The 11,887-nt window shown below is 67.9% G+C and carries 13 protein-coding genes; 5 read left to right on the top strand and 8 right to left on the bottom strand.

Features of this window, described 5'->3' with window-relative positions:
* Positions 1 to 89: 89 nt before the first annotated feature.
* The gene (locus ACPVPU_RS14670) at positions 90 to 1,232 is read right to left on the bottom strand and encodes an aminotransferase (protein WP_448658715.1); all 1,143 of its coding nucleotides are present in this window, start codon (positions 1,230 to 1,232) and stop codon (positions 90 to 92) included.
* Between the two features lie 306 nt (positions 1,233 to 1,538).
* Between ACPVPU_RS14670 and mtnB the strand changes: the two genes are divergently transcribed.
* The 5 genes from mtnB (at position 1,539) to ACPVPU_RS14645 (ending at position 5,613) form a co-directional block, all read left to right on the top strand.
* Positions 1,539 to 2,177, top strand: a complete 639-nt coding sequence (gene mtnB / locus ACPVPU_RS14665; protein ID WP_448658713.1) for a methylthioribulose 1-phosphate dehydratase — start codon at positions 1,539 to 1,541, stop codon at positions 2,175 to 2,177.
* A complete protein-coding gene (locus ACPVPU_RS14660) occupies positions 2,174 to 2,725 on the top strand; it encodes a 1,2-dihydroxy-3-keto-5-methylthiopentene dioxygenase (RefSeq protein ID WP_448658712.1) in 552 nt (183 codons plus the stop codon). Before mtnB ends, ACPVPU_RS14660 begins: the two co-directional genes overlap by 4 nt.
* A gap of 109 nt (positions 2,726 to 2,834) precedes the next feature.
* Positions 2,835 to 3,479, top strand: a complete 645-nt coding sequence (gene mtnC / locus ACPVPU_RS14655; RefSeq protein WP_448658711.1) for an acireductone synthase — start codon at positions 2,835 to 2,837, stop codon at positions 3,477 to 3,479.
* On the top strand, positions 3,476 to 4,558 hold the full coding sequence (mtnA, locus tag ACPVPU_RS14650; protein WP_448658710.1) for an S-methyl-5-thioribose-1-phosphate isomerase: 1,083 nt from the start codon (positions 3,476 to 3,478) through the stop codon (positions 4,556 to 4,558). Before mtnC ends, mtnA begins: the two co-directional genes overlap by 4 nt.
* A 14-nt stretch (positions 4,559 to 4,572) precedes the next feature.
* A complete protein-coding gene (locus ACPVPU_RS14645) occupies positions 4,573 to 5,613 on the top strand; it encodes a LacI family DNA-binding transcriptional regulator (protein WP_448658708.1) in 1,041 nt (346 codons plus the stop codon).
* Between the two features lie 41 nt (positions 5,614 to 5,654).
* Here ACPVPU_RS14645 and ACPVPU_RS14640 read toward each other — a convergent pair whose 3' ends face one another.
* From ACPVPU_RS14640 to ACPVPU_RS14610, 7 genes are all read right to left on the bottom strand, one after another.
* Positions 5,655 to 5,888 (bottom strand): hypothetical protein, encoded by a 234-nt coding sequence (locus ACPVPU_RS14640; protein ID WP_448658707.1) that lies wholly within the window; start codon positions 5,886 to 5,888, stop codon positions 5,655 to 5,657.
* Positions 5,889 to 5,905: 17 nt separating this feature from the next.
* The gene (gene tgt / locus ACPVPU_RS14635) at positions 5,906 to 7,042 is read right to left on the bottom strand and encodes a tRNA guanosine(34) transglycosylase Tgt (RefSeq protein WP_448658706.1); all 1,137 of its coding nucleotides are present in this window, start codon (positions 7,040 to 7,042) and stop codon (positions 5,906 to 5,908) included.
* A 129-nt stretch (positions 7,043 to 7,171) separates the two neighbouring features.
* The gene (locus ACPVPU_RS14630; RefSeq protein WP_448658705.1) at positions 7,172 to 7,858 is read right to left on the bottom strand and encodes an HAD hydrolase-like protein; all 687 of its coding nucleotides are present in this window, start codon (positions 7,856 to 7,858) and stop codon (positions 7,172 to 7,174) included.
* Entirely contained in the window at positions 7,855 to 8,814 is a 960-nt protein-coding gene (locus tag ACPVPU_RS14625) for a cation diffusion facilitator family transporter (protein WP_448658704.1), read from the bottom strand. The genes ACPVPU_RS14630 and ACPVPU_RS14625 overlap by 4 nt, the downstream gene beginning before the upstream one ends.
* Before the next feature lie 8 nt (positions 8,815 to 8,822).
* Positions 8,823 to 9,314, bottom strand: coding sequence for an EF-hand domain-containing protein (locus tag ACPVPU_RS14620; protein WP_448658702.1), 492 nt, complete (start codon positions 9,312 to 9,314; stop codon positions 8,823 to 8,825).
* A 39-nt stretch (positions 9,315 to 9,353) separates the two neighbouring features.
* Positions 9,354 to 10,853, bottom strand: coding sequence for a tryptophan halogenase family protein (locus ACPVPU_RS14615; protein ID WP_448658701.1), 1,500 nt, complete (start codon positions 10,851 to 10,853; stop codon positions 9,354 to 9,356).
* Positions 10,850 to 11,887, bottom strand: a complete 1,038-nt coding sequence (locus ACPVPU_RS14610; protein WP_448658700.1) for a cupin-like domain-containing protein — start codon at positions 11,885 to 11,887, stop codon at positions 10,850 to 10,852. Before ACPVPU_RS14610 ends, ACPVPU_RS14615 begins: the two co-directional genes overlap by 4 nt.

Raw genomic sequence — 11,887 nt, 5'->3', positions numbered from 1 at the left:
ATATTAGCGTTGGACGATCCCCCTCTCCAAGCGTCGCTAGCCGCTGAAGCGGCAAGCTCTGCTATCCCCCCCCCTCAAGGGGGAGGCGTTCAGCGCCGCGCCCGCGCCAGGCGTTCGATCGCCGCGTCCAGCGTCGCGTCCGACTTGGCGAAGCACAGCCGGACCTGGGTGGTGACCGGGTCGGCGGCGAAGAAGGCGGAAAGCGGGATGCTGGCGACCCCGGCATGGTCGATGGCCCATTCGCTGAACGCCACATCGCCCATGGCGATGCCGCTGGCAGGCAGATCGATCGACAGGAAATAGGTGCCTGCGCTCGGCGTGGTGACGAACCCCGCCTGTGCCAGCCCCGAAGCCAGCCGGTCGCGCGAGCGCTGCAGGTCGGCGGCCATTCCCTCGATCCAGGCGCGTTCGTGCATCAGGCCGTGCGCCACGCCCCATTGCAGTGCGGGCGGGGTGGTGAAGGTGAGGAATTGGTGTGCCTTTGCCAGCACGGACGAAATGGCGGGCGCAGCGCAGAGCCAGCCGACCTTCCAGCCGGTCAGTGCGAACAGCTTGCCCGCCGAACCAATCTTGACCGTCCGCTCGCGCATTCCCGGCTCGGCGATCAGCGGGCGGTGGTGGCGGCCGTCGAAGGTCACGCCCTCCCACACCTCGTCACAGATGGCGATCACGCCATGCTCGACGCACCAGCGGGCGATCATCGCGCGGGTGGCGTCGTCCATCATCGCGCCGGTGGGATTCACTGGATCGTTCAGGATGATGAAGTGCGGCCGATCAGCGGCTGAATCCAGCATTTGGCGGGTCAATTGCCAGTCGGGCGGGGCGAGCGTCACCAGCCGCGCATCGCCGCCCGCGCGCTGAACGAGGGGCAGATAGGCGTCGTAGAGCGGCTGGACCAGCACGACCTGATCGCCGGGCGAGACCAGCGCCAGGATCGCGGCGGCCAGCGCCTCGGTCGCGCCGGAGGTGACGATGACTTCGGCAGGCGACAGGTCGGTCCCCTGCGTGTCGTTGTACCAGCCTGCCACTGCGTCGCGCAGCACGGGCAGGCCGGGCATGGGCGGATACTGGTTGGATTTCTCCGACAGCGCGGCGGCGGCGGCGGCGATGACGGAGGGGCAGCCATCCTCCTCCGGAAAGCCCTGGCCCAGGTTGATCGCTCCGGTCTCTCTCGCGCGCGCCGACATCGCCTCGAAGATGGTGGTGCCGAGCGATGCATAGACGGGGTTCAACGGGCGAGGTCCTCAAGGATTGAAGTTGCCTTGACCGTTGCCTGCCGAAAGGACGCTCCGCAAGGGGGAGCCGTCCCGTCCAGGTCGTCCAGTGCCTCGCGCGGGATGCCGGGACAAGTGTGGCATGGCGGCCGAGAAGAAGCCCTCACCCTTCCCACCGCTGCGCGGCGGGCCCCTTGCCTCTCCCGCAAGCGGGAGAGGGAGGGAGGCGCACCAGCGCCGGAAGGGTGAGGGCTTTTGTCTGGGTCATGCCATCGCTGTTTCTCTCGGCTTGCCGCTGCACCGGCCCGGCCTTACAATCCTCGCATGACCCTGACCGCCCTGAAGCCGGAACAGCCCGACCCCCGCATCGCCGCGCTGATCGCGGCGACGGCGCGGCTGGATGCGCGGGGGCTGGCGGCGGCGACCAGCGGCAATCATTCGGTGCGGCTGGATGCGGGGACCATCGCCATCACCCGGTCGGGCACGCACAAGGGGCGGCTGACCCCGGCGGACCTGATGCGCGCCACCCCGGCGGGCGAGCCGCTGGAGGCCGGGCGGCCCTCCGCCGAGACCGCGCTGCACGCGCTGATTTACAGGCAATTTCCGGAGACGGGCGCGATCCTGCACTGGCATTCGCCGGGCGGGGTGGCGCTGAGTCGCGTCGTCGGCGATGCGCTGATGCTGGCGGGGCACGAGATGCTGAAGGCCTATCCGGGCGTGGCCACGCATGACACGGCGCGGACGATCCCGGTGGTCGACAACAGCCAGGACATGGCGGAGATCGAGGCGGCGCTGGGCGATCGGCTGAGCGCGCCCGATGCCGCGCCTGTGTTCATCATCCGCGCCCACGGCATCTATGGCTGGGGCCGCGACGTGGCGGAAGCGGAGCGGGTGGCCGAGGCGACCGAGTTCATGATCGCGGCCGAGATCGCCGCGCTACAGATCAAGGGAGCAGGACGATGAGCCGACTTCGCATCTATGCAGCGGATGCGCCCGAAGCGGTGCTGCTGGACACCGAGGATGGCGACGCCATCGCCCGCGAACTGGCCCCGATCGGCGCGCATTTCGAGCGCTGGCCACTCCGCGACTTGCCCGAGGGGGCGGACAACGACGCCATCCTGTCGCTCTATGCGCCGGAGATCGAGCGGCTGAAGGCGGCGGGCGGATACCGGTCGGTCGATATCGTCCGCATGGTCCCCGACCATCCCGACCGAGCGAGCTTGCGCACCAAATTCCTGGACGAGCACGCCCATGCCGAGGACGAGGTGCGGTTCTTTGTCGAGGGGGAGGGGCTGTTCACCCTGCACGCCGGGGGTCGCGTCCATGCGATGCTGTGCACGGCAGGCGACCTGATTTCGGTGCCGGCGGGCATGACCCACTGGTTCGACATGGGGCCAAGCCCGCGCTTTACCGCGATCCGCCTGTTCGTGAACCCGGACGGCTGGGTGGCAAAGTTTACCGGCAACGACATCGCCAGCCGCTTTCCCCGGCATGAGCCGGTGGCCGCTTAGCAACCAAATCCCGTTCGCGCTGAGCCTGTCGAAGCGCTGCCTTCCCGTGCTCACAGAAAAAGGACAGGGCTTCGACAAGCTCAGCCCGAACGGTTAGGGGCAAAGGCGCATGACAAACGTCCCCAAAGCTTTGCTGCTCGATATCGAGGGCACGACCTCTTCCATCGCGTTCGTTGCCGATGTGCTGTTTCCCTATGCCAGGGCGCGGCTGCGGGATTGGGTGGCAGCGCATCCCGAGGCCGCCGCGGCCATCCTGTCCGAGGTTCAGGCAGCGGAACCGGGCGATCCGGTCGATACGCTGATCCGCTGGATCGACGAGGATCGCAAGGCGACGCCGCTCAAGGCCATTCAGGGGATGATCTGGGCCGATGGCTATGCCGACGGCACGATCCGCGGCCATGTCTATCCCGACACCGTTGCCGCGCTGGTGCGGTGGCGTGCGGCTGGCGTGCCGGTGCATATCTATTCGTCCGGCTCGGTCGAGGCGCAGAAGCTGTTGTTCCGCCATTCGGAGGCGGGCGACCTGACGCCCTGTCTGGGCGAGCATTTCGATACGCGGGTGGGGGCGAAGCGGGAGGCGGCGTCCTATGCGGCGATCGCCGCCGTGCTGGGGCTGGCGGCAGGCGACATGCTGTTCGTCAGCGACATGATGCCCGAAGTGGCGGCGGCGCGGGCGGCGGGGATGCAGGCGCTGCTGATCGACCGGGCGGGCGGGGCCGGGGACGTCGCCTCGCTGGCGGAGGTACGCCCGTGAAGCTGAACGGGGTTGCCACCCGATCGATCATGCGGACCGAGGACGGGGCGGGGTGCCGCATTCTCGATCAGCGGCTGCTGCCCTGGGAAATCCGCTGGGTGGAAATCCGCGATGCAGCGACGGCGGCGACCGCGATCCGCGAAATGTGGACGCGCGGCGCGCCCTTGATCGGGGAAACCGCCGCTTACGGCCTGGCCATGGCGCTGGCCGTCGATCCTTCGGACGAGGGGCTGGCGCGGGCCGATGCGCTGCTGGGGGCGGCGCGGCCGACGGCGGTCAATCTGCGCTGGGCGCTCGACCGGGTGGGGCGCATGGTCCGCCCGCTGCCCCCCGAGCAGCGGGCAGCCGCCGCCTTTGCCGAGGCGGATGCGATCTGTGACGAGGAAGTGGCGATCAACCGTGCCATCGGCGAGCACGGGCTGAGGCTGCTGCGCGACATTTCGGCGGGCAAGGCGGATCGCAGCGTCAATGTGCTGACCCATTGCAATGCCGGCTGGCTGGCCACCGCCGATTACGGCACCGCGACCGCGCCCATCTATCTGGCGCATGACGAGGGGGTACCGGTGCATGTGTGGGTGGACGAGACGCGGCCGCGCAATCAGGGCGCGCTCTTGACCGCGTTCGAGCTGGCCGGGCACGGTGTGCCGCATCACCTGATCAGCGACAATTCCGGCGGCCTGTTGATGATGCGGGGGCAGGTCGATGCGGTGATCGTCGGCACCGACCGGGTGACGGCGAACGGCGATGTCTGCAACAAGATCGGCACCTATCTGAAGGCGCTGGCCGCGCATGACAATGGCATACCGTTTTACGTCGCGCTGCCCTCGACGACCTTCGATCCCGCAACGCCGAACGGCGCATCGGTGCCGATCGAGGAACGGTCGGGCGACGAGCTTGCCTGGCTGACGGGGCCGACCGCCGATGGGCGGATCGAAACGGTGCGGGTGACCGGATCGCCCGCCGCCAACCATGCGTTCGACATCACGCCCGCGCGGCTGGTGACGGGATACATCACCGAACGCGGCGTGCTGGACCGGGACGGGCTGGCAGGGTTGCACGAGAGCGGGTTGCCAGCGTAGGTCATCCGCGAAGGATGGATCGATTGACGAAGCCGCCGCCCCGCCTGACCTCTGTCGAACTGGCCGAACGCGCGGGCGTTTCGCAGCCGACGGTGTCGCGTGCGCTGCGCAACGACCCAAGCGTCGCGGCGGAGACGCGCGAGCGGATTCAGGCGATCGCCCGGGAAATGGGCTATTCGCTGAATGTGCCCGCTTCCCGGCTGCGCACCGGCCGCACGCAGACGCTGGCGCTGGTGGTGCTGGCCCCGGCCGATGGCCGGGCGGCGGACGTGAACCCCTTTTACCTTTCGCTGCTGAGTGCCGTGTCGGTGGCGGCGGCGGATCATGGCTACAGCCTGCTGGTCAGTTTCCAGGGGGCGGGTGGCGATCCCTATTTCGGCGCTTATGAGGATTCGGGGCTGGCCGACGGGGTCATCGTCATCGGATCGGGGCAGAACCGGGACGGCTGGGCCTTTTTCGCGGCGGTGGCGGGGCAGGGCAAGCGTGTCGTCGCATGGACCGGTTCGGTGAAGGGCATCGCCGCCGTTCATGCCGACAACCTGGCCGGGGGACGGCTGGCGACCGAGCGGTTGATCGCGCGCGGATGCCGCCGCATCCTGTTCGTCGGACCGAGCGAAAGCGGGCTGCCGCAGTTCCGCGACCGGCATCGCGGCTATGTCGCGGCGATGGGCGCGGCCGGGCTTGCCCCGATCGAGGTGGACGACATCGCCGTGCCGTTCGGCGGCGACCGCGAATCCTATGGCGTGGCAGTGATCGACTGGGCGCTGGGCATCGGCCTGTCGTTCGACGCGGTGTTCGCGACCAGCGACCTAGTGGCGCTGGGCGCGATGCAGAGGTTGCAGGAAGCCGGGATCGCGGTGCCCGATGCGGTGCCGGTGATCGGGTTCGACGGCATCCGCGCCGGCCTGTACGCCAGTCCGCCGCTGACCACCATCGAGCATGATTATGACCGGGCGGGCGAGGCATTGGTCGCCAAGATGCTGGCCATGCTCGACGGGCGATCCTTTACGCCCGAGCCGGTGCCGGTCCGGCTGCTGGAGCGGGCCAGCGCCTGACCCGGTCCCGGCCACCGACCGGGACCGAAACGGCATGGCCGTTACTTCTTGCCCTTGCCGCGATTGGCATAGAGCAGTGCTGCGACCAGTGCGGCGGAGCCGACGCCGATCCCGGCCGCAATGCCGATGGTGCTGGTCGGCCAGCGGCGAACTTCGTCAGCCGACTTGGCGGGATCGCCGGCATTGGCTTCCTCGATCGCCTCGCGGGTGGCCTTGGCGCTCAGCGCGACGTCGGTGATTTCGTTGCCGTTCTTTCGGGTCGGTTCGTCAGTCAAGGCTTCTCTCCAGCGCGTCAATTCTGTCGCCCGCCAGTATAGCGGGTGCGGAAATCCGTTGCGAATGCCGTCAACCGCCCCTGGGCGATGGCGTTCCGCAAATCCTGCATCAGCGCCTGATAAAAGGCGATATTATGTTCGGTCATCAACATGGCCCCCAGAATCTCGCCCGATCTGACGAGATGGTGCAGATAGGCGCGGCTCCATTTGGTACAGACGGGGCAGGCGCATTCGGGATCGAGCGGCCCCTGATCCTCGGCAAAGCGGGCGTTGCGGATGTTGATCGGGCCGGATCGCGTAAACGCCTGGCCCGTGCGGCCCGACCGGGTTGGCAGCACGCAGTCAAACATGTCGACGCCGCGTTCGACCGCACCGACGATATCGTCGGGCTTGCCAACGCCCATCAGATAGCGGGGCTTGGCGGGATCGAGTTGCGCGGGCGCATAGTCGAGCACGCCGAACATCGCCTCCTGCCCCTCGCCCACGGCAAGCCCGCCGATGGCGTATCCGTCGAAACCGATGTCGAGCAGCGCATCGGCGCTCGCCTTGCGCAGCCCCTCGTCCAGCGCGCCCTGCTGAATGCCGAACAGCGCGTTGTTGGCGGCATGATCGCCGCCCGCATCGAAGCCTTGGCGCGAGCGGCGCGCCCAGCGCATCGACCGTTCCATGGCGGCGGCCTGAACCTCGCGCGTCGACGTGGTCGGCACCAGCTCGTCGAACGCCATGACGATGTTGGAACCCAGCAGCCGCTGGATTTCCATCGATCGTTCGGGGGTGAGCAGGTGGCGCGAGCCGTCGAGATGGCTTTTGAAGACGATGCCGTCCTCGCTGCGCTTGGTCAGGTCGGACAGGCTCATCACCTGATAGCCGCCGCTGTCGGTCAGGATCGGGCGGTCCCAGCCCATGAAGGCGTGAAGCCCGCCCAGCCGCGCCACCCGTTCGGCGGTGGGGCGCAGCATCAGGTGATAGGTATTGCCCAGGATGATGTCGGCACCCGCCGCGCGGACATCCTGGGGCTTCATCGCCTTGACCGTGGCGGCGGTGCCGACCGGCATGAAGGCTGGGGTGCGGATGGTGCCCCGTTGCATGGCGATTTCGCCAGTGCGGGCACGGCCGTCGGTGGCGTTGATGGTGAATTGAAAACGGGATGGCATGACGCGCGCCTTAGGGCCTAACCGCGATGAAATGAAGCGCGCCCCTGCCGAAAGCGGGAGCCAAGCATTCCCCGGCCGCTGGTCTCTATCGCTCTGGGTTCCCGCTTTCGCAGGAACACAAGGAACGAGCTACCGCCCCAGCACCGTTTGCACGACGTGATCCGGGCCGGTGAACAGCCAGTCGGGCTGCATGGCGGTCAGGATGCCCGGATTGGCATAGCCCCACAGCACCGCGCCGCAGCGCACCCCGGTCTTGCGAGCTGCCGTCACGTCGCGGGTTTCGTCGCCGACGGACAGGGCATCGCCCGGCGCGACCCGCAGCTTGCGGAGCAGGCGGCGGAACTTGCGCGCCTTGCCGAACAGGCCGGCGCCGCATTCGAAATGTTCGATCAGCGCGACATTGGCCGGGCCGAGCACTGCCTTGGCATTGGCTTCGCTGTTCGACGTGCACAGCGCAATGCGGATGCCGCTGGCGTGCACCTGTTCCAGCATTTCCGAAACGCCGGGAAACAGTTCGATCCGGTGCGCATTTTCGGCAAAGCGCGCCTGGACGTAACGGGCGATGGCGGGCAGTCGCCAGCGGGAAATGCCGAGCGTGCGGATCACCTCGCGCGTGGTGCGACCGCGCAGCATCTCGATTTCCTCTGGCGTCACATGCGGAAAACGGAAGCGGTCGGCCAGTTCATCGACGATGGACAGGAACCAGGTGCCGCTGTCCGACAGGGTGCCGTCGAAATCGAAGATCACCAGGCGGCAGATCGGGTCCGACGGCACGGCCAGGATCGCGGGCGCGAGCGGTGCTTCGTCCGCGCTCAACAATGCCCTCCATGCAGCCGACATTCCGTTCCGGTTCCCGTTTCCACCTGGACCGTGATGTGCCCGATCCGGTGCTCGCGCGCCAGCCGATGTTGCAGCGCCACAAGAAAATCGTCGCCGGGATGCCCGTCCGGCATGACCAGATGCACCGTCAGCGCAGCCTGGGTCGTGCTGATCGGCCAGATGTGCAGGTCGTGGAGCCGGGCGACGCCGGGCAGCGCGCCGAGCGTGGCGGCGACCGCGTTGCGATCGATGCCCTGAGGCACGCCGTGCAGGGCCATGGCGACCGATTCGCGCAGCAATCCCCAGCCGGACGCCACGATGACCAGGGCGATGGCGATGCCGGTCAGCGGATCGATCCAAGATGCACCGGTCCACAGGATCAGGGCACCGGCGATCACCACGCCGCCGGAAACGGCAGCATCGGCCGCCATGTGCAGGAACGCGCCGCGAATGTTGATGTCACCCCGCCGCCCCCGCGCGAACAACAGGGCGGTGCCCAGATTGATGACGATGCCGATCCCGGCGACGATCATGACGGTGGTGCCCGGCACCGGGGCGGGATTGGCGAGCTGGTGCAATGATTCGGCGGCGATCGCGGCAATCGCAAGCAGCAGCAACAGGGCGTTGCCAAGCGCCGCCAGGATCGATGCCGCGCCCAAGCCATAGGTGAAGCGGTCCGTGGGTGCCCGCGCCGCCAGGCTGGCCCCGATCCAGGCGATCACCAGCCCCGCCACATCGGTCAGATTATGGCCGGCATCGGCAATCAGCGCCGTCGATCCGCTGACATAGCCCACGCCGCCTTCGACCAGGACGAAGCCGAGATTGAGTGCGGTGCCGATCGCAAAGGCGCGGCCGTAATTGCCTGGCCCATGCGCATGGCCGTGACCGTGGCCGTGATGATCGGGGTCGTGGCTGAAATCCCCGTCGTGTCGATGGTCGTGCGCGCCGCCCATGGGCCGGATCAGCGACGCCGCGACCGCGGGCGGCCCGGCCCGCCCGGCCCGGCGGTCGTGCGGATCGTCAGCAATTCGGCCCGGGTCAGCCGCCCGTCGCTGTCGCGGTCCATGCGCGCAAAGGCGGCAGTCAGGGTTGCGGCGAACTCGGCGGGCGTAATCCGGTTGTCGCCGTCCGTATCCACGCCAAAGGGGCTGGGCAGGGCGTTGCGATCCCCCAGGTGCCGTTCGGCCCAGTCGCCAAAGGACAGATACCCCGCCGCCATGCCATCGCGGTCAAGATGGGGCAGCAGGCTGGACTGCGCACAGGCATCCAGTTCCGCGCGGGTGACCACCGCGTCCCGATCGGCGTCGCAACCGACCAGGAACAGCGCCAGCGGCTCGGCCATCATGCTGGCGCGGGGCATCGGCATGGATTCGGGAGCAGGCATTGCCCCGCGCTGTCCGGCGGCCGGATCCTGCAGGGCGGTCAGCAGCAGCGCGATCAGGATTGCAGCCATCAGCCGACCGTGGCGGCGCTTTGCCGGACGCGCAAGGGGTCAGGCGGCCTTGGCCGGACAGTATCCCGCCACGAAATCGGCATGATGCGGCATCTGGGCGACGGCCCGGTCGATCTGGCTTTTGAGATCCGCAAGCGATCCGGCCAGCCTGTCGCGGGGAATCATGCGGCCAACGGCATGCCAGTCCCGGGGCTCGACCCGCTGGCCGAACAGCACCTGCATCCAGCTGTCGACCCGGAAGATATCCTCGCCGGCCTGAAACGCCTGGGCGCTTTCCCGCCACAGCGCCATCCGCGAGCGAAGGCTGTCGGGCAATTCCATGCTGCGGCAGCGCCGCCAGAACGGGCTGTCATCCCGCTCCGTCGCGGCATAGTGCAGGATGATGAAATCGCGCACCCCTTCCAGTTCGGTGATGCCGATCGTGTTGTAACGCTCGGCCAGCGCCGCCGCGTTGGTCCCGGCAAAGGGGAACATCTGGATCAGCCGGGTGACGGCGATCATCATCAGGTGGATGCTGGTCGATTCCAGCGGCTCGAGGAATCCGCTCGACAGGCCCATGCCGATGACATTGCGATCCCACAGCCGCTCGCGTCGGCCCGTGGTAAAGCGCAACTGGCGCGGCTGGGTGAGCGGGCGACCCTCGATATTCGCCAACAGCCGCTCGCGCGCATCGTCGTCGGACAGATAATCGGTCGAATAGACGATGCCGTTGCCGACCCGCGATTGCAGCGGAATCTGCCACTGCCAGCCGGATTCATGGGCGATGGCGCGGGTATAGGGGCGGGCAGGCCGAACCGCCTCGGTCTGCACCGCCTGGGCCGCATTCATCGGCAGCCACTGGCTCCAGTCGACATAGGGTACGCCCAGCGTATCGCCGAGCAGCAGGCTGCGAAAACCGGTGCAGTCGATGAACACGTCGCCCGGAATGACCGTGCCATTGTCCAGGTGAAGCGCGGTGACGTTGCCGCTTTCGCCATCCTGTTCCACGCGGGCGATCCGACCCTCGACCCGGCGGACCCCCTGCCGCTCGCTGAGCGTGCGCAGGAAGCGCGCATAGGCCGTGGCATCGAGGTGGAAGGCATAGCTGATCTTTGCCTGATCGGAGACATAGAAGCGTTCGGCATCGGCCGCCTGATGCTCGAAACAATAATCGCCCAGCGGCCCGGCAATGCCCTGACGCCGCGCCTCAAGCCAGATATGCTGGAAATCCGCCATCCAGGTCGATTTGCCGACGGTGCCGAAGCTGTGGATGTAGCGGTCGCCCGGCCGCGCCCAGTTTTCGAAGGCGATGCCCAGCTTGAACGTCGCCTGGGTGGCGGACATGAACTCGCGTTCGTCGATGCCGCACAGGGTATGAAAGCTGCGCACGGTGGGGATCGTCGCCTCGCCGACGCCGACAGTGCCGATTTCATCGGATTCGACCAGGGTGATGTCGATCAGCGCGCCAAGCTGTTTGACCAGCGCGGCGGCAGCGCACCAGCCGGCGGTGCCGCCACCGGCGATGACAAGGCGGGTGCGGGGCGGATCGGACTGGGTCATCGATTCATCTTCTGTAGCACCATCGCGCGAAGGGCGCGCGCGGTGAGGGGGTCGAGCGGGGCGGCCAGCGGTCCCCGTGCATCGGGGGGCAGATGCGCGCCCGCCCGGTCGGCCGGGCCAAAGACATAATGGTCGAACAGGGCACGCCACGCCAGTTTTTCGGCATCCGGCCGGTCGCGCAGGGAAATAAGGGCGTGGAGCAGGGTGTTCATCGGCGTGTCCATGTGCGGCGCGGCGACATTCCACCAATAGTTGATCATGGCGTTGAACGGATCCAGCGCCTCGACCTGATGCCACCACAGCGCCGGATAGATCAGCCCGTCGCCAGGCTCCATTTCCGCCACTTCCGCCGCAGCCAGCGCATCGGCAAAACCGGGATGGCGCGCGAGATCGGGGGTATCGAAATCGACGGTGCTGACCACCTGGCCTGCCGGGGTCGGGTCGAGCGGGCCGGGATAGAGGTTGCCGACCTGATCGGGGGGGAACAGGGTGAACCGCCGCCGCCCGACCATCGTGACGGCGATGTTGTTCGACATGTCGAAATGCGCGCTGGCGATGGTGCGGTTGCCGATCCAGATGCTGACCACCGGCGGGTGCGCGGCCAGGGTCGGATCGGCAAAGGGCAGCGCCGCTTCCTGGCGCAGGCCGGGCAGATAGCGGTCGAGATCGGTCGATCCGACATACAGGCTGGGCTGGTCCGCCGATCCGCCCGTCGCGGCGATCCGATCGAGCGTGGGGGACAAGGGCACCCGTTCGGTCTGAAAGTTCAGCGCGGCAAAATCGGATCGATAGCCAAACCGGCTGCGGATGGCGGGGTCGCCATGATACAGGGTGATCGGGCGGCCGCCGTCGAACTGTTTCAGATAGGCGATGGCATCGCCCGCGCCGCGCAATCCCGCCTGGACCAGCGGCAGGTGACGGCCGATCCCGCGCAGGATCGCCGGTCGCCCTTCTGCGATCAGGTCGGCCACGGGCAGGGTGGCGGCATCCAGCCCCTCGATCACGCGGGTCCTGCGCGGGGTGGGCAGCGCCAT

The organism is Sphingomonas paludis (assembly GCF_053502515.1).
The sequence above is the reverse complement of the archived record's forward strand: the minus strand, read 5'-3'. Positions and strand labels throughout refer to the sequence as shown.